The sequence below is a fragment of the Photobacterium profundum genome, assembly GCF_003026285.1.
Lineage (GTDB): Bacteria > Pseudomonadota > Gammaproteobacteria > Enterobacterales > Vibrionaceae > Photobacterium > Photobacterium profundum.
In genome coordinates this window covers 732,424-757,836 of the sequence record NZ_PYOD01000002.1, presented here as the reverse complement: position 1 = coordinate 757,836, position 25,413 = coordinate 732,424, and the positions used below count along the sequence as shown (strand labels likewise).

Sequence of the window (25,413 nt, the reverse complement as noted above, 5' to 3'; positions counted from 1 at the left end):
ACTGAAATCGAGAGCTTATTAAGTAACTAATAACATTTGATATATAGGTGGAAAACTAGATCTTGATGGAACCAACCTGCGGCTGGGATCGGTGGTGTTTTTGAATATTAAACATAGTAGCTCATTGGAATGACGAATAATGCGTTAGCTACTCCCTCTTCAGTGCTTGTTTAACGTGGACGGGTTACAAGCAGGCACTCCTTAGGATATTTGTATGAAAACTATATTTAATTTGTATGCATTAACACTCGCGGTATTTGCTATTTCTTGTGTTGTTTTGATGACAGAGCCCGGCCAAGTTATTGGTGTGCCAAGAGACTGGTTATTGGGTTACTTCCGCTATATGCCTCTATTTTGGGCTGGGCAAATTGTTGCATTAATTATTCTTTGGATAGCGAACATTCGTGGAAAATTCTGGAACTCACTATGGATGTGCTTAGCATCTATTGGTATTGGCATAACTTTTTGGGCACAGTCTTACGCAATGCCTACCGCGTTCCCGACAGAGCAATTAAACGCTGAATACTACTCTGTGGAGGATGCGAACAGGTTCATCCCAGAGGAAGATTCGCGAGTATATGTAACTGAGATTAACGGTGAAATTCGAATCTTTCCTCGTTACCACCTTCAAGTGCCTCACGTAGCAGGTTGGGAGTCGGAAGGAACAGGCTATGCAATTACTTACTGTGGTCTTTCTAATCTCCCAATGGTCGTTGAAACTGACTATGGTCTTGGTACTTCCGATTTGCAGGTATTAGGCCAAGCGCATAATAACCTTATTTTTAAAGATGTTAATAACGGTACGGCTATCCAACAGATTACCATGCAGTCAGAGTTTACCGATCACATGACCACGGTTCATCCTAATACTCAAATGGATTGGGAAAAAGCGAAAACGATGTACCCTGATGCAAAGGTATACATTTATGGTATGGAGCGTTTTATTGATAGCATTTTGTTAGGTTTATTCGAGAAACCGTTGAAGGAGCAGCGTGACATTGATAACCCAGACTTCATGTTCGACACATTAAACCTTACAGATTCACGTCTTAACCCTAAATCAGAGATTCTAGGATACGACAATGGTACACAGCAAATTGCTATCGACCCTGATTTTGCACGTGCGAATGACGGCTTTGTCTTCGAACTAAATGATGATGTTCTGCAGATTTCTACCGATGGTGATGTGATAAAACTGGTCAACACAATGGGCGAACAAGTAGCGACCCATAACGGTGTGCATTTTGGCATTTGGACTCAGTTCTTTCCTGATTCAGAGGTACTTAAATGAAATATTTAGCAATCGCTTTATTGTGCGCATTAGTCGTGTCGATGACAGATATTCATCAACCTTACGAACGTTTAATAATTAGAACGGACCAGATGCAAGTAGATACCTTAGCATCTAGCAGTGGTGATTTATCATTATTTGTAAAACAGGAACATGATTCGCAAGCCACCTTGAACAACGATTAAACCTCAATGAATGACTGATAGATCTTCTTCGACTTATCAGTCATCACTTTTCTAAACCATTGAAACGGGCTCAAATATGAGTGGTGAGAGGAAAGCAATTTTACGACCCTTCAAAACCTCTACGATACAATCTTCCTAAAGTAGACCTCTGGCAAAATAATTGGCTAATCGGTGCTGATTTATTTCCCGTATTTTAATACGATACGAATACTATTTTGTTCTTCTATCTTGAGGTGCATGTGCTGGTTAACTCCAGTTTTACTTATTTTGAATCAAATAAGGACTAAACTAGTCAAAGTCACAAAAAAATTTAATGTCGGCTGGAATTACATAAAACCTGATTGAGGTAATGACAGTTAGCCACTCAGAGATGTAGGTGAGCATGGATCTAAATTTACTGACAACATTTATGGCTGTCTATAAACACACTTCTATTACCATCGCGGCAGAAGAGTTAGATGTATCACAGCCAGCAGTGAGTGCTGCGTTAAAAAGACTAGAAAGTGTAATAGGTAAACCTCTATTTGTTAGAGAGGGGCGAGGGATCTCACCAACTGGCGCTGCTGTCGCGTTGGCAAACAAAATTGAATCCCCGATAACCGTATTAGAAACGATTGGCCAACAGCAAGAGTACCTTAATGTCTATTGCAGCGAAGTGGTATTGCATCTAGTTTGTCATGTAGAAAATATAAAGCTAAGTGAAACACCACTGGAAGAAAAAGCTATCTTTGATGATCTCTTTACTCAAAAAGTCGATTTAGTTATCGATGTAATGTCTAGCAAGCAACATTCACTTATTGTGGAAGAGTTTCATCAAGAAGAACCGACATGTCTAACAAGGTTAGATCACCCTAGAATTCAATCTCAAATTACGCTAGAAGAATATTTTGAAGAAGAGCACGTAGCAGTAAAAATCACTCGAAACAACACGAATACTATTAATAACCTATCAGAGAAGCCCATTGAACCGCGTAAAGTGAAAATTGAAACCTGCTCATTATCTAGTATGTTAATCTTATCTTCTGAAAGTGATTATATTGCTTCTTCTCCTCGCTCAATTGCAGAAAAATTGGCTCCTAAACTAAACCTGCGAATTCATAAATATCCTTTTGCGATAAAACCACTAAAGCTGTATATGATCTATCATCGGCGCTATGCAAATGATCCTTTTCACAAAACAAAGCGGGAAGCATTGAGAGTTGCTATTACTCACCCTAGTCATTCTTTGGGCTGACTGTTTTTTCTATTCACTCGCTTTGGCGAATAGCGCTCTAAATGGTATCCTTCCTGCCCAGTTTTAGCGTTGTGCTCGGAAAAGTAATGAATTTTAATCGTATTGTCTGTTTTGACCTCGAAATGTGTTGTTGGAATGATGGCCGGGATCCAAAAACCGGTGAAATCATTGAAATTGGGTTAGCGGAATTGGATTTAGATACTGGTGAGATCGTGCGACGAACTCAACATTATGTAAAACCTGAGCATGATGAAATCTCTGAGTTTTGTACCGAGTTAACAGGTATTAAACCGCAGGTTATTCATAAAAATGGTAAGCCTTTAGCTGAAATCTTACGTTCTATGGAGTCTAAATTTGGTGGCAAGCACAAAATTTATGCTGCATGGGGACACGACGATCGTATTTTACATGCTGAGTGTGCTGCGAAAGGTTTAAAAGTCCCTTTTACTGAGTACATAAATTTAGCAATGATTTTTCGGTTACAACGTCATGTAAAAAAGAAGCGTTGTGGTCAACGCGCTGCCATGGAAATCGCAGGTCTTGAGTGGGAAGGTCGACAGCATTCAGGTTATGTTGATGCGTATAACCTTGCTCGTTTAACAAGAACGCTTTTTTGCGATAGCGATACTCAAGAAAAACATAAGTGATCATGCTTTGGTATGGGTTGTGTTGGTAATAACCCATACCAAATTTACCCTTTAAAGGCAGAAGATGATCAGGTAATTATGTAAAGCGTACGTTCATCGTAATTTCAGCTGAAAATACGAGATTACCTTCAGTATCAGTCACACTTACAGGTACTAATTTATCCCCGTCAGTATCCCAATCAATATTTCCCCCATCAGCCACAGCAACTAAATCTGTTTTTGCTTTTTTAAGGTATTGAACAGACATGCCAGTTGGCAACCAGCGACTCTTTACTGGCACAGAAACATCGGTCATCATTCCTGCTGCGAGCTCTGCCATATTACACATAGCAATAGCATGTACTGTTTTAATGTGGTTTTGCACTTTTCTACGCTTCTTAATACTTACGCTTGAATAGCCAGGTTTTAGATCGGTGACTAAGGGCTTTATGGAAGAAAAATAAGGTGCCATACGGCAAACTATAAAAGTGAATAGATGTTGTCCGAATGGTAGCTTGGTTATTCGACGATAAGTTTTAAGATTTTTACGCATTGAAAATTCCTTTTCCAAATAGCACTCTGGTCTGACCACGCTACATTTTGTGTGGTCAAAAATCAACCATACGTCATGGTCATGCCTCACAGTTTTTACACTATTTCTTATTAGGAAAGATTCAGTTATTAAATGAAAGATTTATTTTTTATATTTAAAATCAAAAGCTTATTTTGTTTTTGTTCATGACGGTTTAATGGGTGAAATTATTTTATCCCGCTGAAATAGTAAATGTCTGACAATAGAGTCTATATGTCTGATTGCAGATATTTATATCTTTAGTGACGTGTCAGAATACACCTAAGAAAAATACGTTATCCCGATAAAAAACGAACTCATACAAAAAGGCAATCAATGTTCTACCTACTTCCCTTATTAACCGTTTCTATCTGGGCAGGGAATGCCATAGTAAACAAACTTTCTTTTAGCGTGATTGATCCAGGAGCGATCGCATTCTATCGATGGTTTTTTGCCATGCTGGTGCTGACCCCATTTTTAGCAAAATCTATTTGGCAGCATCGTAAAACGATTAAACCGTACTTACCAAAATTAGCATTTCTGTCGTTATTAGGCATGGTGTTAAATCAGTCTTTGGGCTATTTTGCCGCCGCGACAACCACAGCGACAAATATGGCATTGATCATATCGCTAGTGCCGTTGATCAGTATGTTTTTAAGTGTGCCATTACTTAGTCAACGTTTATCGCCGCTTGCCATTGTTGGGGCAATATTGTCTTTAGGTGGATTGGTGTTGATGCTTAGCCACGGTAATCTCAATCAATTAGCTGCGCAAGGAATTACTCAAGGTGATGGTTTGTTGTTGCTCGCTGCTTTTGTTTACGCACTTTATTGTGTTTTATTGAAACGCTGGCAGATGCCACTCACAAATTGGCAATCAGTGTATGTACAAGGTGTTCTCGCTGTCATCATGCTGTTTCCAATGTTTTTAAGCAGTGAACGTATGGCAATTACTGCAGAAGCATTTCCATTAGTGATGTATGCAGCAATGCTGGGTTCATTAATTGCTCCTTGGTGCTGGTTGTTAGGTATTCAACGCTTAGGTGCTGACCGTACTGCAATGTTTATGAACTTGATGCCAGTCATTACTGCATTTATTGCAAGCGTAGTATTGAATGAGCAGTTAGAGTCTTATCATTATATTGGTGGGGTGATGGTATTAAGTGGCGTCGCGTTAGCCCAAAAGAAAGTCAAAGCACGTCAACAAAAAATGGCGACTGCATAGCTGTAAAGTGAACTGAAAAAACCGATAGTGAAAATAAAGCGGTAATAACGTGTTTATCTAAACACCGTTATTACCGCTTTTTGCCAATAAAATTTGACCTGAACGTGTGTTCATATATTTTCCCTGGACGACTTTTTGCTGACCGTTTACCCATAAATTGTGTAGACCGGTTGCATACCTTTCTGGTTGCTCTATCGTTGCATGATCACTGAAATCAGCGCCAAACATAGCAATATCGGCATAATAGCCTGGTGCTAACTTTCCCCGCTTGTGAAGTGAAAATGTCTCTGCACTTAACGCCGTCATTTTACGAACCGCCTGCTCAAGCGACAGTAATTTACGTTGAGTGACAAATTGGTTAATGATCCGTGGGAACGAGCCACTGACTCTCGGGTGAAGCCTGCCTCCGAGTAGGGTGTCTGAGCCAACCATACCCTGTGGGTGCTGAAGGATCTGCTCAACAAGTGCCTCATCCATAAAATAATCAATCATCCGGACATTACCCCGTTCACGGATGAGAAGATCTAACGCAAAATCGACGGGATGTTGATCAGTTTGTTGTGCACATTCAGCAATAGAGATCCCTACCCATTTCTGAGCTTCTTGGCTTTCAACTTCGCAAATAAGAATATTTTCCCAACCGACTAACGCGGGTAGGTTATCCCAAGGTTCGCTTGCCTGAGGTAAAATACGTTCAGAAAGCCAGTCATGGACTTGTCGTCTGACGGTGGAGGTGTGTAATTTTTCCATCAATTCATCCGGTGCGTAGGCGCGGATCAGGGCCGGAGGCAATATAGAAAATAGCGTTGTACTTCCGTAATGGTACGGATATTGGTCGAAGGAGATCTGATAACGTTCGATCAATGATAGTAACGATGATAGTTTTCCCGCATTACGCCGGCCAATTAGCTTCAGGTGGGAAATATGTAACTGGCAACCAGCTTGTTCAGATAATGCGATCATCTCTTGTAGTGCTTCAAGGATCTGATCACTTTCACTGCGCATGTGTACAACAATTGGTTTCTGATGTTTAGCTGCAACCTGAGCTACGGTTAACAGTTCATCGCGATCACTAAATAAAGCAGGGTGATAGATCAATCCCAGACTGACCCCTCTGGCTCCAGCTCCTAGGGCTTCATTTGTTAATTGAGCCAGTTTCATTCGCTGATTTTTATTCATAGGTATGCTGCTGTTACCACAGATCTGATAACGCAGTAAGCCATGCGGTAAGAAAGCGGATACGTTAACTTCTAATCCCTGCTGCTCAAGAGCAGATGTATAACTGGGAAAATCGTCCCAGTCCCAATCGATCGTTGGATTACCTATAATTAGACGCTTTCTGTGTTCAGCTTGCAGTTCCTTTAGCAATGGTGAAACACCAAGACCACAGAGGCCAACAAGCTCGGTGGTGATGCCTTGCATTATTTTGGGCTTAAACCCTTGTGGTAAAAACGTTGCTAGATCGGTGTGGCTATGAACGTCAATAAATCCCGGTGTCACAAAAGCACCATCAGCATTGATGACGTGATCAACCACGGTTGTGATAAAAGGGGAAATGTCAGTAATAACTTGATTATTAATTAATATATCACTTTTAAAAGCATTACTACCACGACCATCAATTACCGTCGCATTTTTGATTAACTGACGCATTATTGTTACTCCATCATCAATAACGTGCCAGTATGGCACTCGGGTAAATCCTAATTGTATTCGTTATTATGATAGATCGTTTTGTGTGACAAATGTATGGGCTGGCTTTGCTTTTATGGGTTTAGTGTAATGAAATAAATGGGTTATAAAGTTCAACGAAAAATGCAAGTTATTGTAAATCTAATGTTGCATTTATGATTTTTATAACCTGTTATGTTTAAACAACGAGATCATAACAAGTGAGTACATTATGAAAGTTGTTGTTGAATTCCAAAAAAATGGTATCTATCGTGATCACTACTGGGAAGGGTACTTTCACTCTGTTAAAGGTCAGCTGCGTGAAGTAACACCGTCTTATGCGGCACAGCTAATTAAAGAGTCGAAAGCGACGTTGTATGTGAAGGAGTGATAAAACTTATATCAATCTAGATAAGTACCTGATCATCTTTACTGGATAAAATTGCTTATATACTCAAGCTACCTAAGTTCTCGTTGAAACGAACATCTTGAGGTAACTTGGGTATGATCAGCGTCACTATCTTTATTGCACGTTTAGCTACAGTGAAGTTGAAGGTACATTGGCAAACTGTGGCAACCATTGACGCTGTGCAGTAAACATTTCAGTAAACATCGCATCAATTTGCTCAAGGGTGCACACTGTCGCCGTTACCGGATCCAGAGCCAGGGCATACCGTGCAGCATCAAGATTACAAGTCAGCGCCGCTTCAACAATTAACTCTTGTACCGCGGTATTGGTTTTGATCAAACTAGCACATTGCATCGGTAAACGGCCCATTTTCTGCGGATGAATCCCTTGGTTATCAACCCAAATCGGTACCTCAACAACACAGTTTTCAGGTAGGTTATCGATCAATAACCCCACAGATTGGCGATTTGGCACATTACCATTGATCCGTGTCCGTTCACCGCTGAGCATCGCGTTAATCAGCTTCGGTGCATTTAGCATATTTGGTTCAATCGTAAACTTTTGTATTCCTGCCAACTGGGCGTCAATTTCAGCTTCACCAGCAGAATGGACTTTTTCTTCCAACGCCAATAAATCCCAGCGCTGAGGAAGGAAATGATTAATCATCTCTTCATTTTTACGGAAATAGGGCAGGTAATCGCTACAGTGCCAGTGGTTTTCGGTGCACCATAAACCAAAAAATTTCAGTACTTCACAGCGCACACCATCAGCAGCGTAGACCTTCGGGTTATTAACCAATTCACGGATTTTAGGCTGCATATCCTTGCCATTCGCCATCATTTTGGTTATCCACGTCATGTGATTAATGCCCGCGAATTCATAGTCAATGTGCGAAGGTACATCGTGATACATCAGTCGTTGCCAGCGTTCGGGGGTTGAAGGGTGCTCTACCCAGTCGCCTTCGCCTAAATACCCGACAAGCTGAGCCGCGGTATAGCGCACGCCATAACACAAACCGATAGACTTAATCGGGCTGGAATCTTTTGCTGCCCAAGTTAATGGCGCGAGTGGGTTGGCATAATTGATAAACAACGCCTCGGGGCATACCTCTTCCATGTCTCGCAATATGGCCAACATTGGGGGGATATGGCGTAGAGCGCGGAAAATGCCACCCGGCCCCATGGTATCGCCAACTTCTTGTATTACACCGTACTTGGTCGGAATCTGCATATCCAGTCGCCACGGTTCTAAGCCTCCAACCTGAATGGCATTAATCACAAAGTCAGCACCGGTCAACGCCACACGCCTATCTGTGGTCATACTGATCCGAGCACGAGTGTTAGCTTGCTCTGCCATTTTACTAATAAGCTGATGGCTTCTTTTAAGTACCTCGGGATCGATATCCATCAGCACCAAGTCAATATCGTTTAATGCCGGATAAGAGAGTAAGGCTGAAGTAATCTGACGGGTGAACATCACACTACCCGCACCGATAATGGTTATTTTAGTCATATCTATACCTTATTAAAAAGTAACCGTCGCCATGATCCTATGTGCTGTTTTAACAGCATGCTATGGACCATTAACGAAACAAGAATGGTGACGCCGTAGATTAGGCGAGTCCAAAAACCCGCCAACCCGGCACTGATGATCCCGGCTTCCAAAATACCGATAATGCAGGCACCAAACAGTGTGCCCATCAAGGTGCCGCGCCCGCCGAGAACAGAGGTTCCGCCAATGAATACCGAGGCAAAAACCAATAGCATGTAACCCTGCCCCTGATTAGGCCACCAGCTACTCATCTCAAGGCTGACAAAGACTCCGACGAAAGCCGACATCGCGCCCATCAGCATAAATAACAACAAGCGAGTCTGTTCAACCGGTACTCCCATCACTTGTGCTGCAGTCGGGTTATCACCAATAAAATTGACGTTATCACCAAAAACATGGTGTGAAAGGAGCAGCCAGAGCAAGAAAATTACCAGTAAGGCCCATAACATCTGAGCAGGAATCACTTCGGCAATACGCCCAACCATCAGAGTGTGAATCCAACTGTCACGAATTTGCGGAATACTCAGGGCGAGACCATCAGCCAAAACGGTTGTTAGTCCACCCAGAAAAAACTGGGTGCCGATGGTTGCAATGATCGAAGGGATACGAAAATAGACCACCAGTATTCCGTTCAGGATGCCACAAGCTAAACCTGCAGCAATCGCACATCCGAGGGCCAACAGAGGGGAGTTTGTCGCCTGAAAGGTGGCAGAGAAAACGAAGCCTCCCAGCGCGACAACCGCGGGGAAACTCATGTCGATTTCACGCGCGATAATGAGCAACGTCAAAGCAAAAGCCAGCATAGCCGTGAACGGAATCGTCGACATGAATGCGGTGTAAATACGGCCATGTAGGAAGGTTTCTGGGCTACACACCGTAAAGAGTGCCCATAAGGCAACAAGGATTAATGCGGTCAATGATGGAACACGGTGACGAGTAATAAATGAATTCATTATGCTCCCCGTCCTACAGCATCTAACAGTGCCAACTGTAACGAAGACTGAGTCATTTCTGATTTTCGGTATTCAGCTACCATACTGCCGCGATCCATTACCACAAATCGGTCAGCAACCCGATAGGCGTCATTCATGTTATGGGTGATTAACAGGCATGCTCTGCCTTGCGATTTCAATGTTTCAATAAAGCACAACACTTTTTCGACCTCGCCCAACGATAACGCCGTGGTCGGCTCATCTAATATCACCACCCGAGCATCAAATAGCATGGCACGACCGATGGCCAATCCCTGACGCTCACCGCCTGATAGTAAACTCACAGGGGCATCGATATTGGCTCCGACCCCACGAAAGTCTAATTTCTTGAGGAGCAGAGCGGCCTGACGACGCTCTTCTTTGTGATCAATAAACCCCAGCCTGTTACGAAGATGCCGGCCAAGAAACAGATTACGCCAAACGCTCTGCTGTTCGCCGAGAGAACCAGACTGATAGACAGTTTCAATGCCTAAATGACGGGCATGTTGTACCGTATAGCGATGAGTTGGCACCTTCTCGCCACCAATTATTAATTGACCACTTTCAATTTGCTCGGCACCGGCAATCAATTTGATGAGGGTTGATTTTCCGGCTCCGTTATCACCGAGCAAAGCACATACCTCACCACGATGAAGTGAAAAGTTAATATCTTTTAACGCGTGGACTTGGCCAAACCATTTGTTCAGCCCAGTCAACTTAAGCACTCGATCCGTCATTAACGAATCCCTTTTGCTGCCAAGGGCGCAATAAAATCGATATTATTCTGGCTGACAAATCCAGCGCCAGTATTGATATCTAGACCAGAAAAACCATAACGTTTGCTCAATACAACCTGTACCACAGACAGGTAACCCATCAGATATGGCTGACTATCGGCAACAAGCTGGACGTAATCTGTTTTAATTGCATCCGCAGTTGCTGGCGAAAGGCTAAATCCTGCAACATACAGCTCTTGTGGGCGAATACCTGCATTACGCAAGAAGTTCCCCATTTGTGAGGTAAGCGCTGCATGATCCACCATAATCAGCTTCACATTCGGATTGCGTGCTAGGTAGGCCGTGATTACATTGGTTCCCAGAGAAGGGTCTTTATCTGTTTCTGGTGAGATTTGAAGAAAATCGACGGCTAAACCTGCTTCTTCAAGAGTGCTGATCAGCCCCCGTGTTGAGTCACTACGCTCGGCAATATCCTTGATCCCCCAGACCATTGCTTGGTCACCTGCCTTGAACTGACCGCGACGTAATGCTTCTTTGGCCAAGTGAATACCGCGTGCAGCGTTACTCACTCCGACATAGCCAAACCCTTTACTCTGTTCATTTGCCATCGTGGTTGGAAGGGCTGTATCAACAGACGTAACTTGAATGCCTTTGCTAAATGCTTCATTAACCAAATTTTCGTAGGCACTGTCACCAGGGTGCCCCATTACAACAATACCTGTCGGTTTGGCAGCCAATGCCAGCTTGAAATTTTCAATCATCTTTTGCGGTTGCCAATCTGAGTACATTACGCGTAGATCGACCCCTAAATCATCCGCCGCCTGTGTCGCTCCATTTTGAACAACGGTTGCGTATGGTCCTCCTACTGGGCCGCCGACATCAAACCAAATTGACATGTCCTTTCCTGACGGAGAAGCCACTGCTGTTGAAGAGGATAACGAGAAAATAGCTGAAAATAGAACAGCCAATATAGCCTTTTTTGATTTGCCAGATAAAATGCCATAAATATTCATAACAACAATACTCCTGATTGGTATATGTACAGGTTGCACATGATACGCCTTGAGTATTGATGTTTAATCAAAAGAATATTCTTTTTATGATTCTCGTCTCATTTAGTAGAAGCTATTGATAATATAGAATAAAAATAATCAATGGTCGGTTTACACAGTAGCATCATTTTACGATAAAATTACTTTGCGAGAGAGCTCAGAAGTTTTATTCGCGTAGCTAAACCATGCCGCGTTAATTGATAACGATTAGCTGCGTAGGTCATAAACGTCATAGCCTTTACTATCTAGGCAGCGACGTAATACTAAACTTTGATCGTCAGTGGCTTTTAATGCCCCACCAGCTGCGCCAGAACCAGCCCCAACAGCTACACCGATAGCCGCACCTTCGACAACGCCACCATCAATTAGGCCTGCTATAGCACCACTCGCCACGCCGACTAATGCACCATTTGCTATACCAGTTTTAACCGCTTCGCCTTTGTCTACTCTTGCTGCGTACATTTCACACTCGGCATAATCTTGTTGATATTCTTGATCTGTTTTGTCGTGAGGCCCTACGACTGGTGCTGCGTTATAAGAACATGCGGTGAGTAAAGAAGCCCCAAGTAGAATCGTTATTTTTTTCATCATTGTCTGCGCTACCGTTGTGTTTGTTGGTGATGGGACTATAGTATCTAAATAATGATTACCTTAAAATACACTGTTTTCTATAGTTGTTATCGATAAATTCAATAATCCATAAGGGGCAGGTAATGCAGCTCGAATTATTACAACGTTTGGCAAAAAAAGATTTAAATTTACTGGTTTTCTTGGCTGCATTGTTAGAAGAAAAACATGTAAGCCGAACTGCCGTAATGCTGAATATTAGCCAAGCTACTATGAGTTATCACTTGCAAAAGTTACGGAAAGAGTTTGATGATCCGCTACTGATCAAAAGTAAAAATGGGATGGTATTGTCCAATTTGGGAGCAGCCTTACAAGTTCCGTTATCGCAGCTGTTTAATCAATTAGATAGCACGGTTTACAAGCGTACTTTTTTACCTGCTGATGCAGAAGGGACAATCAGGTTTTGTACCCAAGATGCCTCGTTAAAGCATTTATTGATACCGCTTCTCAGTCAGATCTCTGTAGCTGCCCCCAACCTGTGTATAGAGCTGGTGGAATGGCCGTTTGACATTTTTAATGCGCTTGAAAATGGTGATATAGATGTGGTCTTCGGTGGATTAGGATCCGCTCCACCGAGTATTTATGGTGTGAAATATTATACCTCTCGTTTATCGGTAGTTACTCATGTTGATCATCCATTTACTCGAATCTCTTCGCCTAAATTGGAAGATGTATTCTCGTTTCCTCATGTGCGAATTTATCCAGGGGCTGAAGGTGAACGTTTAGTTGATGAGGCGGCACGAAAGCAAGGTATTAATCGTCCCATTACGCTAAAAACGCCGTCGTACAACATTGCGCTTGAAACGATCAAACTAGGGCGACATATTGCCTGCTTTAACCGATTAGTGGTGAGTACCATGGCACAAGACTCTAGTGAGTTAGTTATTACTGATGTAGAAGGATTACCAGAAGTAGATATTTACCTGTATTGGAATGCTCGAGTTAGCAAAGAACCGATGCATATTTGGTTCCGAGAACAAATTAATATGCTGATTAAGCAAGGTATTAAGGATTTAAAGTTAAAAGGAAATAATGACTTTGTATGAAATTTACAATGTAAAGCAAATGAAAATTTAACCACGTCTCAGTATCTCTTCTTTCCCTAAAGCTAGTTTAGCGATTCATGAACATCCCTCAATTATAATAGAAACATTTTATTCCTAAGCTCATTTTTTGGTGCCTTCGTTGGTATTGAGCCTGATCACGTCTTATCACTCTGGTTTGCAACAAAACACGTATTTCTTCGATAAGTTATTAGAGGGGGATTAAATTAAAAACACAATATACTTCACAGTATAAATTATACTAAGTAGTATTATTCTTGTTGTGTTAATCAATCAGATGTGTGAAAAAGATGCTTATAGACCACTTCAATCATAGCCACGCTCCTTTCATTTTAGATGATAAAGCGGTGAGTGAATTATTACCTAAACTAGATGTTCAATCGCTCATGAAAGAGTTGTTTATCGCGATCGCAAATCAAAAGGCGGTTCAGCCAAATCAAACACTCACCCCTTTTCCTGGTGATAAAGGGGACTACATTACTTACCTGGGAGCGTTAGCTGATGAAGGCGTATTTGGTGCTAAGCTTTCACCGTATATAGTGACAGAAACCACGCCGATTATTACTGCATGGACGAATTTGATGTCGATGAAGACCGGACAACCACTACTGTGGTGTGATTCTGGACAACTGACGGTAGAAAGAACGGCAGGGACAACTGCCCTCGCGATTGATTGCCTTGCACCTCAACAAAGCCAACAATTGGCTATGGTCGGGGCTGGTAATGTTGCATTAGCTCATCTTCGTCATGTGTTAGATCTACGTAATTGGAAAACCATTCATGTTTTCGCGCCAGAATTAAGTGATGATTTAGAACGTCAGGCGATCGTTAGTGCCATGGACCCAAGAATCGAAATATCAACTTCTGTTATGGATGCAACAAACCAAGCGGATGTCATCATGCTCTGCACTTCTTCAGCGGCCCCTGTGATTGCCAAAGCGCATGTAAAGGCATCGGCACTGATCACTTCTATCAGTACCAACGCAGTGAACGCTCATGAAATCCCACCAGAAATGCTTAATGATATCGATGTATATTGTGATTACAAAGAAACGACACCGAGCAGTGCGGGAGAAATGTGTTTAGCGGTCAAATTACACGATTGGGATACCAATAACATAGTAGGAGACCTTGCAGATCTTGTTTCAGGAAAGTGTGATATGCCTGATTATAAAAGACCTGTTTTCTTCCGTTCAATTGGATTGGGGTTGGAGGATGTTGCGATCGCTTATGGCATTTGGCAACAAGCTCTAAAAGGTGAATAACCTAAAATACCAGTTACTTTCAGACCATCATTAATAAAGGATATACAATGAAAATCAAAGAGTTTGGTGTCGAGATTTGGATGAATGAATACGAAAATAGCTGTATCTATAATTTAGCAGAAACGTGTGTGGAGTCATTGACGGTCGAGCAGCTACTCGATATGTCGGGTAAGAAAGATTGTATCATCGACGAATTGTTACCCATGAAGCTGACATATGGTGCGATTGAAGGCTCTGATCGACTGCGTGATAATGTGACCACGCTTTATCATAATCAGAAGCGCAGCAATATATTGATCACCCATGGTGCAATTGGAGCGAATGCGCTGATTCATGAAACCTTGATTGAACCGGGTGATCGCGTCGTATCTGTGCTTCCTACCTATCAGCAGCATTACTCGATCCCAGAAAGCTATGGCGCAGACGTGCAGGTGCTAAAGCTGAAAGAAGAAAATCAATTTTTACCCGATTTAGAACAGCTACAAAAACTCACGACGCAAAATACTCGCCTAATTACTATCAATAACCCTAATAACCCAACAGGGGCATTAATGGATGAAAGTTTATTAAAGCGAATTGTAGACATTGCTCGAGCTTGTGACGCATATATCTTGTGTGATGAGGTGTATCGAGGCACCGATGCTGAAGGTAATGGTTTTACGGCTTCGATAGCCGATCTATACGAGAAGGGGATCAGCACGGCAAGCATGTCGAAGTCGTTTTCCTTGGCTGGATTAAGACTTGGTTGGATTGCAGCCCCTGAAGAGCTGATTGAAAAAGTCTGCATTCACCGTGATTACAATACGATAAGCGTTGGCATGTTGAATGATCACTTTGCTTGTATTGCGTTAGAGTGTCGTGACGCTATCTTGCAAAGAAGTCGCGATATTTGTCAAACCAACCGAGCAGTGTTGGATGCTTGGGTCAAGAATGAACCACTTATTACCTATGTAAAGCCAACATCGGGAACGATAGCGTTACTAAAATATGATTTAGACATGTCATCGCGCGACTTTTGCGTGAGGTTACTTGAATCAAAAGGGGTGATGTTTACGCCCGGAAGTGTATTAGAAATGGAAGGGTATGTACGGATAGGTTATGCCAACAACCCGCAAGTGCTAAAAGAAGGGTTGAAGAAGGTTTCTGAGTTTCTTGCTGAAATATCACACTAACATATTGAAATTCATGCCCTTAATTTGTTGAGGGCATGATTGCTATTTTTGACGTGCTTTTTTGATCTCACGTAAATAATTGAAGACTGTCGCGCGTCCCATACTTAATACATTAGCAATATAATCCGCCGAACTTTTTCCTTTGAAAGCCCCTTCATCAAACAGTGCCTCAACTAACAACCGCTTCTCTTGTTGTGACAATGAAGAGATAGTTTGATGTTTACTTGCGAGCCAAGCATGAATAAAGCTATTTACTTTATCTTGCCAGTCATCATGAAATAATTTTTCAGGTTGTGGGATGAGGTTTTTGATCGGCAACAATAGAGCTAATGCTTCTTGTGCGGCTTCGACTGGTGCTGTATTCATATTGATACATAACATGCCGATTGGAGTATTTTTTGCGTCTCTCAGCACCACACTCGTTGAGCATATCTTTTTGCCATCCCAATTTAGTTTTTCATAGGGACCAATTACCGTTTCCGCTTGATCGAAATTAACGTCTTCTAACGAGGACGGGTCACCTATTTTTCGTTTAGAGATATTATTGGCAATATAGACCACGCTCTGACTGTCCAGATCGTGAATAATGACTTCAACATAATCTGAAAACAGTAGGGTAATACCATCGGCAACGGCTGCATATTGTTGCAACAATATGTCTGCATTTTTAACGCTTTTACTTTGTTCCATCGTGATAACACTATTCAATATTTACTGACAGAATACTACCTAGCTAACGTTGTTTTGTATAGCTTCCCTCCTCGATTTTTAGGGCCGTAAACACGTCTAAACTATGATTTTATCGATATAGAATCGGCCTTGGTGGTTCGATCTTAAATTGGCAGATAACCTTTGAAGTTGCAGGTTATTTTTGGTTATTCGACTCGGTAGCTATTGAGTATCTGCATTTTGGAACAATTGAAATACCCAGCTCTGATGATACAGATGTAATAAGGTGCCCCATGTTGTCTGGGTGAAAGATAATATTATGACCTTGTACTCATCCACTGGCGTCCTGCCTGTGGATAGTAGAAGGTACCGAGTGGGCTATTAAGGAATGACCAAGGTTGGTTTGGCTTCGAGAGAAAGGGCAAAGGTGATTTCCCAGTTCATGCCATCCATGTTTAAACGACCATTTGGTACACCAAGAAGACCTGGGCTACCAGTATCAGCTACCTCCCATTGTTGTTTTCTCGGATCGCTGACATTACTGAAGTTATCGCCTTGATCGGCATCATCTAAGGTGTATATGTAACGGCGGCCATCAAACTCAGAGGCACCGTATACCCGTACACTATGCCCTCCCTGCCATTCGCCTTGGAAATCATACCAACTGTAAATAATGGTAACGGCCCGCCCTAGTTGTAATTGCTCGAACATCCATTCCCATGTCGGTTCGATACCATCACGTACAGAAACCATACCGCCTAATAACATGGTTTCAGTATCGCAATCTGCACCATTATCTCCTAATTCTAGAGAGCTACTGCCTTGATGACGCACTGTTGTGATAGCTTGATCACCAGATTGTGTGAGGTAGCCCAATACTCCGCGGATCAACCCACACAGACTGGTATAACTGCCACTGTCAAGATCATGCACACCATTGCGTCGGCCAAACGTATCGACATTGGCAACCAAACTATTTTCAGGTATGGGTTCCCAAAAAAGAACATCACCTGCTGCGCCTATACGACCAATACCGCGAATATGCAATTCAGGTAAGCGCCATACGAGAGGTAAGTTATCGTAGCGATCTTCGAGGTACTGTAAGGCGTTGGCATTTGCCATTGGAACACATTGGTTTCTTGCCGCATCCAGATTTTGGTCACTGGCTTGAATGACTTGAATCGGAAATAGGAGATCGTCAGGCAGTGTTGAGCTAGGTTCAATGGCTTGTGGAGGAAAACCTAAAGCCAATGAGCGGGGCGCTGATGAGCGTTGAGGGGTTGTTCGCATTCGACCATCGATTTCACCAGCACCTTCAGCATTGATGTGCGCTGGTAATACGGTAAAGCGCGATGAGGGAAAGCGCTGCGCCAACAGGGCGATATCAATAATAGTCGGTAACGGTTGAGGTGAAAATAAGACCGTTGCATTCACTCGTTTTTTTATTCCTCGACCTGTTTGCCCTGGTCGTAAATCAAAGTAAGACGCGACCACAGCAGATGAGGGATTTGATGGTGAGCCAGTGTACCGACTATGCTGCCTATGCCGTTTGTGTTGTTCTGGTGCGGGCGGAATAAAAAGATTATTGATGACCCAGCTGCCGCCTTGTCGCTGCCCATTAAGAAAAACATTGATGTAGCCAGTACCTAAGGGGGCACCATATCGGTCGTAGAGTTGATTGGGTCTGATTTTAAATTGTCCCCAATCGCTATTTCGAATTGTACCGACTTCGAGGTGAAAGGTGACCTGTTCAAATGTGATTGCGGGTGATGACGGTGTCAATAAGGTTAAAGGAAGTCGCTCGCTAGGGGGAGCGTGTTGGTATGAAGCATATGCGAATGATGTAAAAAAGAGTGAAATCAAGAAAGCCATGACCGCACCTTGAATGCATTTCATGATCGTCGCCTTTTATCAGACAATGTTATGCGCAGTGCTTTGTCGCTATAGTCTGCGTCTATTTAACATCTGGATTAGTATCGTATTTCAAATCAAATTGAGATTCTTTCGATGAATTGAAATATCAGCATGTGCAATACAGTCAGGACGCCTGATTTATTGCTTATTGGAAGTATAGTTAGCTGTGAAAATTTTAAATTACACTAATTAAGAAAGGGACGTATTTGGCTAGAAGCCAACAAACTCTCGCTGGAATGTGTATCTTGAGGTACCTTGGATATATGATTAATTTCACGGTGTTGTGATTTGTTAAAAGAGGTATATTTCTGTGATCCTGAATTACATTGAACCTGTCTTTCGTCCGCCATCTGAATGGAAATCGTTGATCTTGCAAGTGACCAACGGATGCAGCCATAACCAGTGTAGCTTTTATAGATATGTATACTCAGCCGCAAAAGAAATTTCGCCCAAAGAAGCCTGACGACATAGAGCGTGAGTTACAGCAAGTAGCAGCATCTGGGGATCGCGTACATCGTGTCTTTTTGGTTGATGGGGATGCGATGACCTTGCCATTCGCACGTTTACAGCATATTTGTACCTTGATTAATCAATATTTACCCGATGTTCAACGTATTTCGAGCTACTGCTTACCCCGTAACCTCACGAAAAAAACCGCAGAGCAATTGTCGGAATTGCGCCAGCTAGGTTTGAGTCTATTGTATGTGGGGTGTGAAAGCGGTGATGATGAGGTACTGGCTAGGGTTCAAAAAGGCGAAACATTCGAGTCGTCATTAATTGCACTGAATAAAATCAAAGCGGCAGGCATGAAAAGCTCGGTTATGATCCTTAATGGGTTGGGTGGGCCACTTTTGAGCGAGCAGCATGCGATTGCTTCTGCTAGATTGATGAATGCTGTGCAGCCGGAATATTTATCAACCTTGGTGGTGTCTTTTCCATTAGGGGAAGCGCGCTTTGCCGCTGGTTTCAATGGGCAATTTCGTCAATTGACACAAGCGGAGTTGTTTCATGAAATGAAAGTATTATTGGAACACCTTGAGCTGGATAAAACCGTATTTCGTTCTGATCATGCTTCGAACTATTTAGTGTTGAAAGGCATACTTGGGCGCGATAAAGCCAAGCTATTAGATAAAGTAAATATGGCTATTTCTCACCCTGATGTGATACCTCTTCGCGCTGAGTGGCAACGTGGATTGTAAATGGTAATGTGGATACGGTTATGCGATAGGTGGTGAGTATTCATCGTCTTCGGGCTTTCGTTCGCCTTTGCGAATTTCGATATGCCCATCAGTATGGCCATTGGTGTAGTCAAAATTATTATCATTTATTAGGGTAATAATCTTTTCTTCAAGCTGCTCTTTTTTGTTGAGTATATTTGAATGATCGATAAAAGCGATCAGCTCAATTGATGCTTGCTGAGGCAATGTATTTAGAGGTTCTTTTGGCTGCGAAAAAACAGCTGCAGAGTTAAAGAACAGGCAAGCTGTAAGGCTCAATATGACGCACTTCATAACTATCCATCTCTATTGTTGTATGTAACCTGAATGGGCATTACACACTAAATGAACTGAATGATAAGTGAGGTACTTATTCATATTACGTTCATCTGAGGGCTGCGGTACATATTGATTTATACCTTAATCGACCGTATTATTTTTTAACTGGTTAATAAAATCACCTTTTCCAAACATGTCAGCAAACGCCTCCAATGTTTGGCCTGCCGCATTTTTCAAATTTTTACTACAGGGGGTGTTATATAGCATCCTAACAATGGATAGCTCTCCTTTTACCAAGGCACCCATAACGGCCGTATTACCGCGCTTATCTTGCAGACATACATTTGCGCTATTATCTAAAAGAAGCTGCGTCGCCTCTTTTTGACCGCTATATGATGCCACCATTAGTGCAGTATAAGTCTGGTTATTTCGTTGGTTGATAGGGAAGCCAGCTGATAAGAATCTATCGAGTACTTCTATATCCCCCACTCTCGCGGCAGCAAAAAAGTAGTTCACCAACTCTTGGTATTCGGAGTTTTCATTTATTTTTACGTTCATTGCAGATGTTGTTGTCGATAACAATACGAATGCTAGGGCTATAAATATTTTTTTCATATTCCAACCAAAAAGCCAGCTGATAGGTGTATGGCATCAGCTGGCATTAGATTAAATAGGATCGATTAAAGGCTTGATGCCATTATCTTCACACGGTCGATATCGCCATTAACCGCTTGGGTTAAACGACGACCAAAATCGTTATCTGCTTTATAAAAGAAGCTCAGCATAGTGTGCTTAATACCGTCGTCTTTCACCTTGCCAAGATCGCCAGACAGGTTGGTGATTAAGTCTGATTTGTCTTGGGGACTAAGGTCGCGGTAAAACACACCGGCTTGGTAGAAGTTACGCTGCTCTTTGATCGCCACTTGCTGAACAGTACCCGCTAGATCCGTTTCAACAGCACGAGAACGGGCGTTTTCATTTAATTCAACATGGCGGCTTGGTTCGTAGTTGATGTCAGAACGCGTATTACCTTGGTTGCCAAGTCCGTCTTGGTTGTAGTTGCTTATATTCGATTTAGCCGCATTGATAGGTAGTTGAGAGAGGTTAGCGCCTAGTCGATAAAGTTGAGTATCTGCATAGGAGAATACTCGACCTTGCAATAAGCGATCTTCCGATGGCTCAATGCCTGAAATAAGGTTTGAAGGTGCGAAAGCTGATTGCTCAGACTCTTGGAAGAAGTTATCAGGTACTTTGTTTAGCGTCATGGTGCCAACTTTGGTTTCAGGCACATCCAACCATATTTTCGTAGCATCTAGACCGTTATAATCAAGTTCAACAAGCTCACTAGGAGAAAGAACCTTTACGTATAGATCCCATTTAGGAAAATTCCCATCTTCAATCTCTTTGTATAGGTCGCTGGTAAGGTGGTTGAAATCTTCACCTTGCACCTTGGCTAATTCAGTCGGTCGTAGGCTATTGATGCCTTGCTGGCTTTGCCAATGGAACTTCACATATTTAACATCACCTTGATCATTGATCCACTTGTAAGCATGCACCCCGAAGCCATCCATTTCGCGATAACTCGCGGGTGTACCCAAGTTAGAGTAAAGCTGAGCTAGCATGTGTGTCGCGCTTGGATTATGGCTAAAAAAATCAAAGAAACGGTTAGGATCCTGAAGGTTGGTGACTGGTGATGGCTTCAATGAATGAACCATATCTGGAAATTTGATTGCATCACGAATAAAGAATACAGGTAGGTTGTTTCCTACCAGATCCCAGTTGCCTTCATCGGTATAGAATTTCGTTGCGAACCCACGCGGATCACGAAGTGACTCAGGCGAGCCTTTTGAGTGAACTACTGTTGAAAAACGAACGAATACAGGTGTTTCTTTACCTGCACCTTCAAATGGGTCTGCAATCGTTAGCTCACTAAAATCGCCGCTTGATACAAATACGCCGTGAGCGCCAGTGCCGCGAGCATGTACAACACGCTCAGGAATACGTTCACGGGCGAAGCGTTGCAGTTTCTGGATTAAGTGAACGTCTTGCAGCAATACGCTACCGTTCTCACCTGCCGTTATCGAATTTTGGTTATCACCAACATATGCGCCGTTATCTTTCGTTATAGTTGACGCCTGAGCGCTGAATGCTAGCGCGAGTGATACAGCTACAATACTTGTCTTAAAAGACATAAATCCCCTATAAAATGTACTTCTTGGTATGTAAGCCGCGCATTATAGTGTTCTGTACGTAACCGGGATAAACGATATAACCTATTGCTGTAATTGATGAAAACATTGAATGGATATTTACAGCCAAAGAATTGAAACTTTCGCCTAAAAAGTGAGGCTACTGAAATCGTCACCACAAAGGTAAGTGAAAAGGGAAAGCGAGAAGGAGACGCCTGTATAACGTATTTACTCTTGATACTGTGTCTTCGCTGTTAGCGATCTGTGATACCAGTTTACCGCTTAGTTTGGAATGAAAATCCCCAAGTAGGCTTGGGGATTGATTGCACCTTCTGTGGGTGATGCCTAGTTGTGATGGGGTTTTAGCATAATACTGAAACGGTATGCGTTATCCGTTAGTTGAAACTCTTTGTGTACGCTCGGGCTCCATGAATCGTCACCCCCAACTCCCATATGCTGATGATCGATGCGTAGATAAATTTTATCTTCTGGCGTCAGCTCATTGGTGTGCCTCGCTTCTGTCAGTTGCTGCTGACTAAAGCGGCTCACACTGAATAAGAAGTCACCAGTAAATTCCACATTACCCACATTGAGCCATTGAGTACCACTGCGTAGACCGTTGTCAGTCGGGAAAATATATGGGGTATGCATCGCTTCTACGCTTTGAGTATATTGCCCAAATCTTGCTGCTGCTAAACGATCCGGGTAGTTTTCAAAGGGCCCCAAACCTTGCCAAGTCACTGTTGTATTATCGCTTGGTAGCGGTAATGCTAGCTCTAGACCTATACGTGGCATTGGCGGTAAGTGATCCGCCAATTTGATATCCACGTCGATATACATGTGACCTTGGTCATCCAGCGTGTAAGTCCAAACGGTAATCGCTTGAACACCTCCGTTGTGGTGGTAAGCAAAAGTTGAGGCTACCTTTACAGCTTGGCTCAATGATTCACTTGTACAGCTAACACATTCACGTTCCCAGCGGCCAATACCTGCCCCATCCCAACGACATACCCACGCATTGGGATCGATATTATCGATTTCGCTTATGCCAATATCGTTATCGAGCGGCGCGCGGAAGAAGCTATCTTCTGGTGCGTGAAGTAGTTGAGAGTGACCGTCAACTGTCCAGCTTGTTAATAAGCCACTTGCGATGTTCCATTGCCATTGGTGTTTCTTGTCTAGGCTAGATACTAGAATGTTGCCACTTTGTTTGCTTAATTGAGGTGCTGGCAAAGTACTGGTTTTTGGTAGCGTTAGGCTACTGGTATTACTTAGCGCAAATTGCTCTGTGGCTGACACATGCCCCGCTTGCGCCCAAGGCGTTGCGCTGATTAAGCAAATATCTGTGTTGAGGTGATATTGGGCTCCCGCTTCCGGTTGGAAATCCAGAGTAATACCGAGTGTTTGTTGGCTACCAGCATCTATCGTTAATGGGCACTGACCGGACTGAATTTCAATCCCGTTTTCTAATACGCTCCAGTGTAGTTGCTCGTTGTCTGTGCTGCGGAACACGTATTCACTGGTTACAGTTAAGCAACATTGCTGTTTGTCTTGATGTGTAAGGGCAACCGTGATCATACGCTGACTGAATTTCACCTCTTCTAATGTTGGGTGCGGCGTTCGGTCTGGGAAGAGCAAACCATTGATACAGAACTGACGGTCGTTGATCGTGTCACCGAAGTCACCGCCGTATGCCCAGAAGTGTTTGCCGTCGTTATCCCATTGGCTTAACCCTTGATCTACCCAGTCCCAAATGAAGCCACCTTGTAGGCGAGGGAATTCGCGGAACGCGTCCCAGTATTCGCTAAAGCTACCAAGGCTGTTACCCATCGCGTGGGCGTATTCACACAGAATCAGTGGGCGTTGTTCATTCGGTAAAGAGATCCATTTCTTGATTGGCCACTTAGGTACGGCTTCATCTTCAATGGTTGTATTCACGCGCGCGTACATTGGGCAAATAATATCTGTTGCGGTTGTATTTGCGCCGCCACCTTCGTACTGAACAGGGCGTGATGGGTCGAATTGCTTTGACCAAGCGTACATTGCGTTGTGGCTGCTACCGTGACCAGATTCATTACCCAAAGACCAAATAATAATCGATGGGTGGTTTTTGTCGCGCATTACCATTTGTGTATAACGGCTCATGTACGCGTGTGCCCATTGCGGATCGGCAGACAGGCGGTTCATCGGTATCATGCCATGGGTTTCGATATTTGCTTCGTCACAAACATACAAACCGTATTGGTCACATAACTCGTACCAACGAGGATGGTTAGGGTAGTGCGCGGTACGTACTGCGTTGAAGTTGTACTGCTTCATTAAGCAAATATCGCGGATCATATCTTCTTCGGTCATTACATGACCCAGCTCTGGGTGATGCTCGTGGCGGTTTACACCACGAATAAGCAGCGGCTTACCATTGAGTTGTAGTTGACCCTCTTTGACTTCCACTTTACGGAAACCAACTTGATACGCTTCACTCTCTAAATGGTTACCCTCTGCATCTAGCAGTGATATCACTGCGCGGTAAAGGTTGGGTGTTTCTGCCGTCCATTGCTGTGGCTCACGAACATGCAGTGTGTGGAATACGACGTCATTGTAACTACCGCGTTCATCGATACGACGGTTGTGTGGGCGAGCAACAGAAGGCTCTGTGATTGCTTGCTCACCCTCGAAAAGTTGCACATGAACTTGGCTAGTTTCTGGCGCAGAAATGTGGGTAACGATCGATAGGCTACCGTCACGGTAGCAGGCGTCAAGATCGGGCGTTATAAATACATCTTCAATGCACTGTTTTGGCTTTGACAGCAAAGTCACATCGCGAAAAATACCGCTTAGCCACCACATGTCTTGGTCTTCTAGGTAGCTACCGTCACTCCAACGGATCACCATTACTGCCAAAGTGTTTTCACCAGTTGTTAAATATTGGGAAAGGTCAAACTCTGCTGGCAAGCGGCTGTCTTGGCTATAACCTACCCAGTCACCGTTACACCATAGGTGAAAAGCAGAGTTCACGCCGTCAAAAATAATACGTTGAGTATTTTCTAGATCGGTGTCAGTCAGAGTCAGGTGCGTACGGTAACAACCTGTTGGGTTATCTGCAGGTACATAAGGAGGATTAACTTCAAACGGATATTTAACGTTGGCATAAATCGGCTTATCGTAGCCTTGAAGTTGCCAGTTAGAAGGAACTGTAATATCGCCCCACGCTGAATCATTGAATTGCACATCAATAAACTCACCTTCAACTTGCTCTGGCGCGTTAAATAATTTGAATTTCCATTGACCGTTCAGTGACTGACGCTGAGCGTGAATACCATCACGGGCATGGTTAATATCACGGTAGCTTGCAAGCGGGCTGTGCGCTTTAAGGCAGTGAATATTCACGGATTGAGGGTTTTCCCAGTCACGTCGTTGGATAATGTCTGAAAGTGCCATTATGGTTTTCCTACTTTTTATTTATGTTTTTTATCGTTGAGCCCTAACTCTGTACCG

At 43.1% G+C, this 25,413-nt stretch carries 23 protein-coding genes; 10 read left to right on the top strand and 13 right to left on the bottom strand.

Annotation, left to right across the window (positions count from 1 at the left end; all coding sequences use genetic code 11):
* Positions 1-214: 214 nt before the first annotated feature.
* From C9J48_RS08220 to C9J48_RS08205, 4 genes are all read left to right on the top strand, one after another.
* Positions 215-1,291, top strand: coding sequence for a DUF3179 domain-containing (seleno)protein (locus C9J48_RS08220; protein WP_006228690.1), 1,077 nt, complete (start codon positions 215-217; stop codon positions 1,289-1,291).
* Entirely contained in the window at positions 1,288-1,476 is a 189-nt protein-coding gene (locus tag C9J48_RS08215; RefSeq protein ID WP_006228691.1) for a hypothetical protein, read from the top strand. The genes C9J48_RS08220 and C9J48_RS08215 overlap by 4 nt, the downstream gene beginning before the upstream one ends.
* Positions 1,477-1,858: 382 nt before the next feature.
* Positions 1,859-2,710: a LysR family transcriptional regulator gene (locus C9J48_RS08210; protein WP_006228692.1), complete on the top strand. Its 852-nt coding sequence runs from the start codon at positions 1,859-1,861 to the stop codon at positions 2,708-2,710.
* A gap of 86 nt (positions 2,711-2,796) precedes the next feature.
* Entirely contained in the window at positions 2,797-3,357 is a 561-nt protein-coding gene (locus tag C9J48_RS08205; RefSeq protein ID WP_006228693.1) for a 3'-5' exonuclease, read from the top strand.
* A 76-nt stretch (positions 3,358-3,433) separates the two neighbouring features.
* On the opposite strand, the gene C9J48_RS08200 is transcribed toward C9J48_RS08205, so the two are convergent.
* Complete coding sequence (locus C9J48_RS08200) at positions 3,434-3,889, bottom strand: hotdog fold domain-containing protein (protein ID WP_006228694.1); 456 nt, start codon at positions 3,887-3,889, stop codon at positions 3,434-3,436.
* A gap of 354 nt (positions 3,890-4,243) precedes the next feature.
* Here C9J48_RS08200 and C9J48_RS08195 point away from each other — a divergent pair, with 354 nt between their 5' ends.
* Positions 4,244-5,131: a DMT family transporter gene (locus tag C9J48_RS08195; RefSeq protein WP_006228695.1), complete on the top strand. Its 888-nt coding sequence runs from the start codon at positions 4,244-4,246 to the stop codon at positions 5,129-5,131.
* 57 nt (positions 5,132-5,188) lie between these two features.
* Here C9J48_RS08195 and C9J48_RS08190 read toward each other — a convergent pair whose 3' ends face one another.
* The gene (locus C9J48_RS08190) at positions 5,189-6,784 is read right to left on the bottom strand and encodes an N-acyl-D-amino-acid deacylase family protein (RefSeq protein ID WP_006228696.1); all 1,596 of its coding nucleotides are present in this window, start codon (positions 6,782-6,784) and stop codon (positions 5,189-5,191) included.
* A 250-nt stretch (positions 6,785-7,034) separates the two neighbouring features.
* Between C9J48_RS08190 and C9J48_RS27860 the strand changes: the two genes are divergently transcribed.
* Entirely contained in the window at positions 7,035-7,193 is a 159-nt protein-coding gene (locus tag C9J48_RS27860; protein ID WP_006228697.1) for a hypothetical protein, read from the top strand.
* 147 nt (positions 7,194-7,340) lie between these two features.
* On the opposite strand, the gene C9J48_RS08185 is transcribed toward C9J48_RS27860, so the two are convergent.
* The 5 genes from C9J48_RS08185 to C9J48_RS08165 all read right to left on the bottom strand — a co-directional run bounded on the left by C9J48_RS08185 (position 7,341) and on the right by C9J48_RS08165 (position 12,113).
* Complete coding sequence (locus C9J48_RS08185) at positions 7,341-8,723, bottom strand: alpha-glucosidase/alpha-galactosidase (protein ID WP_006228698.1); 1,383 nt, start codon at positions 8,721-8,723, stop codon at positions 7,341-7,343.
* 2 nt (positions 8,724-8,725) lie between these two features.
* Positions 8,726-9,715: an ABC transporter permease gene (locus tag C9J48_RS08180; RefSeq protein ID WP_006228699.1), complete on the bottom strand. Its 990-nt coding sequence runs from the start codon at positions 9,713-9,715 to the stop codon at positions 8,726-8,728.
* Positions 9,715-10,470 (bottom strand): ATP-binding cassette domain-containing protein, encoded by a 756-nt coding sequence (locus C9J48_RS08175; protein WP_006228700.1) that lies wholly within the window; start codon positions 10,468-10,470, stop codon positions 9,715-9,717. Before C9J48_RS08175 ends, C9J48_RS08180 begins: the two co-directional genes overlap by 1 nt.
* Complete coding sequence (locus tag C9J48_RS08170) at positions 10,470-11,366, bottom strand: sugar ABC transporter substrate-binding protein (RefSeq protein ID WP_006228701.1); 897 nt, start codon at positions 11,364-11,366, stop codon at positions 10,470-10,472. The genes C9J48_RS08175 and C9J48_RS08170 overlap by 1 nt, the downstream gene beginning before the upstream one ends.
* Positions 11,367-11,729: 363 nt before the next feature.
* The gene (locus C9J48_RS08165) at positions 11,730-12,113 is read right to left on the bottom strand and encodes a glycine zipper family protein (RefSeq protein ID WP_006228703.1); all 384 of its coding nucleotides are present in this window, start codon (positions 12,111-12,113) and stop codon (positions 11,730-11,732) included.
* A gap of 122 nt (positions 12,114-12,235) precedes the next feature.
* Here C9J48_RS08165 and C9J48_RS08160 point away from each other — a divergent pair, with 122 nt between their 5' ends.
* The 3 genes from C9J48_RS08160 (at position 12,236) to C9J48_RS08150 (ending at position 15,650) form a co-directional block, all read left to right on the top strand.
* On the top strand, positions 12,236-13,195 hold the full coding sequence (locus tag C9J48_RS08160) for a LysR family transcriptional regulator (RefSeq protein WP_006228704.1): 960 nt from the start codon (positions 12,236-12,238) through the stop codon (positions 13,193-13,195).
* A 308-nt stretch (positions 13,196-13,503) separates the two neighbouring features.
* Positions 13,504-14,478 (top strand): ornithine cyclodeaminase family protein, encoded by a 975-nt coding sequence (locus C9J48_RS08155; RefSeq protein WP_006228705.1) that lies wholly within the window; start codon positions 13,504-13,506, stop codon positions 14,476-14,478.
* Positions 14,479-14,525: 47 nt separating this feature from the next.
* Positions 14,526-15,650, top strand: coding sequence for an aminotransferase (locus tag C9J48_RS08150; protein WP_006228706.1), 1,125 nt, complete (start codon positions 14,526-14,528; stop codon positions 15,648-15,650).
* A 42-nt stretch (positions 15,651-15,692) separates the two neighbouring features.
* On the opposite strand, the gene C9J48_RS08145 is transcribed toward C9J48_RS08150, so the two are convergent.
* Both C9J48_RS08145 and C9J48_RS08140 read right to left on the bottom strand, forming a co-directional pair.
* Positions 15,693-16,340 (bottom strand): helix-turn-helix transcriptional regulator, encoded by a 648-nt coding sequence (locus C9J48_RS08145; protein ID WP_006228707.1) that lies wholly within the window; start codon positions 16,338-16,340, stop codon positions 15,693-15,695.
* A gap of 360 nt (positions 16,341-16,700) precedes the next feature.
* The gene (locus C9J48_RS08140; RefSeq protein ID WP_006228708.1) at positions 16,701-18,215 is read right to left on the bottom strand and encodes a hypothetical protein; all 1,515 of its coding nucleotides are present in this window, start codon (positions 18,213-18,215) and stop codon (positions 16,701-16,703) included.
* Positions 18,216-18,652: 437 nt separating this feature from the next.
* Between C9J48_RS08140 and C9J48_RS08135 the strand changes: the two genes are divergently transcribed.
* A complete protein-coding gene (locus tag C9J48_RS08135; protein WP_006228709.1) occupies positions 18,653-19,432 on the top strand; it encodes a radical SAM protein in 780 nt (259 codons plus the stop codon).
* 18 nt (positions 19,433-19,450) lie between these two features.
* Here C9J48_RS08135 and C9J48_RS08130 read toward each other — a convergent pair whose 3' ends face one another.
* The 4 genes from C9J48_RS08130 to C9J48_RS08115 all read right to left on the bottom strand — a co-directional run bounded on the left by C9J48_RS08130 (position 19,451) and on the right by C9J48_RS08115 (position 25,359).
* Positions 19,451-19,744, bottom strand: coding sequence for a hypothetical protein (locus C9J48_RS08130; RefSeq protein ID WP_006228710.1), 294 nt, complete (start codon positions 19,742-19,744; stop codon positions 19,451-19,453).
* Positions 19,745-19,870: 126 nt separating this feature from the next.
* Positions 19,871-20,344, bottom strand: a complete 474-nt coding sequence (locus C9J48_RS08125) for an ankyrin repeat domain-containing protein (RefSeq protein WP_006228711.1) — start codon at positions 20,342-20,344, stop codon at positions 19,871-19,873.
* Between the two features lie 65 nt (positions 20,345-20,409).
* Positions 20,410-21,921 carry a catalase KatE1 gene (katE1, locus tag C9J48_RS08120; protein ID WP_006228712.1) on the bottom strand — a complete coding sequence of 504 codons (1,512 nt, stop codon included), beginning with the start codon at positions 21,919-21,921 and terminating at the stop codon, positions 20,410-20,412.
* 342 nt (positions 21,922-22,263) lie between these two features.
* Complete coding sequence (locus C9J48_RS08115) at positions 22,264-25,359, bottom strand: beta-galactosidase (protein ID WP_036802471.1); 3,096 nt, start codon at positions 25,357-25,359, stop codon at positions 22,264-22,266.
* Positions 25,360-25,413 lie beyond the last annotated feature (54 nt).

Bases quoted from the DNA above. Each gene is read 5' to 3' on its own strand.
- C9J48_RS08220 (WP_006228690.1), top strand. From the start codon at position 215: ATGAAAACTATATTTAATTTGTATGCATTAACACTCGCGGTATTTGCT.
- C9J48_RS08215 (WP_006228691.1), top strand. From the start codon at position 1,288: ATGAAATATTTAGCAATCGCTTTATTGTGCGCATTAGTCGTGTCGATG.
- C9J48_RS08210 (WP_006228692.1), top strand. From the start codon at position 1,859: ATGGATCTAAATTTACTGACAACATTTATGGCTGTCTATAAACACACT.
- C9J48_RS08205 (WP_006228693.1), top strand. From the start codon at position 2,797: ATGAATTTTAATCGTATTGTCTGTTTTGACCTCGAAATGTGTTGTTGG.
- C9J48_RS08200 (WP_006228694.1), bottom strand. From the start codon at position 3,889: ATGCGTAAAAATCTTAAAACTTATCGTCGAATAACCAAGCTACCATTC.
- C9J48_RS08195 (WP_006228695.1), top strand. From the start codon at position 4,244: ATGTTCTACCTACTTCCCTTATTAACCGTTTCTATCTGGGCAGGGAAT.
- C9J48_RS08190 (WP_006228696.1), bottom strand. From the start codon at position 6,784: ATGCGTCAGTTAATCAAAAATGCGACGGTAATTGATGGTCGTGGTAGT.
- C9J48_RS27860 (WP_006228697.1), top strand. From the start codon at position 7,035: ATGAAAGTTGTTGTTGAATTCCAAAAAAATGGTATCTATCGTGATCAC.
- C9J48_RS08185 (WP_006228698.1), bottom strand. From the start codon at position 8,723: ATGACTAAAATAACCATTATCGGTGCGGGTAGTGTGATGTTCACCCGT.
- C9J48_RS08180 (WP_006228699.1), bottom strand. From the start codon at position 9,715: ATGAATTCATTTATTACTCGTCACCGTGTTCCATCATTGACCGCATTA.
- C9J48_RS08175 (WP_006228700.1), bottom strand. From the start codon at position 10,470: ATGACGGATCGAGTGCTTAAGTTGACTGGGCTGAACAAATGGTTTGGC.
- C9J48_RS08170 (WP_006228701.1), bottom strand. From the start codon at position 11,366: ATGTCAATTTGGTTTGATGTCGGCGGCCCAGTAGGAGGACCATACGCA.
- C9J48_RS08165 (WP_006228703.1), bottom strand. From the start codon at position 12,113: ATGATGAAAAAAATAACGATTCTACTTGGGGCTTCTTTACTCACCGCA.
- C9J48_RS08160 (WP_006228704.1), top strand. From the start codon at position 12,236: ATGCAGCTCGAATTATTACAACGTTTGGCAAAAAAAGATTTAAATTTA.
- C9J48_RS08155 (WP_006228705.1), top strand. From the start codon at position 13,504: ATGCTTATAGACCACTTCAATCATAGCCACGCTCCTTTCATTTTAGAT.
- C9J48_RS08150 (WP_006228706.1), top strand. From the start codon at position 14,526: ATGAAAATCAAAGAGTTTGGTGTCGAGATTTGGATGAATGAATACGAA.
- C9J48_RS08145 (WP_006228707.1), bottom strand. From the start codon at position 16,340: ATGGAACAAAGTAAAAGCGTTAAAAATGCAGACATATTGTTGCAACAA.
- C9J48_RS08140 (WP_006228708.1), bottom strand. From the start codon at position 18,215: ATGAAATGCATTCAAGGTGCGGTCATGGCTTTCTTGATTTCACTCTTT.
- C9J48_RS08135 (WP_006228709.1), top strand. From the start codon at position 18,653: ATGTATACTCAGCCGCAAAAGAAATTTCGCCCAAAGAAGCCTGACGAC.
- C9J48_RS08130 (WP_006228710.1), bottom strand. From the start codon at position 19,744: ATGAAGTGCGTCATATTGAGCCTTACAGCTTGCCTGTTCTTTAACTCT.
- C9J48_RS08125 (WP_006228711.1), bottom strand. From the start codon at position 20,344: ATGAAAAAAATATTTATAGCCCTAGCATTCGTATTGTTATCGACAACA.
- katE1 (WP_006228712.1), bottom strand. From the start codon at position 21,921: ATGTCTTTTAAGACAAGTATTGTAGCTGTATCACTCGCGCTAGCATTC.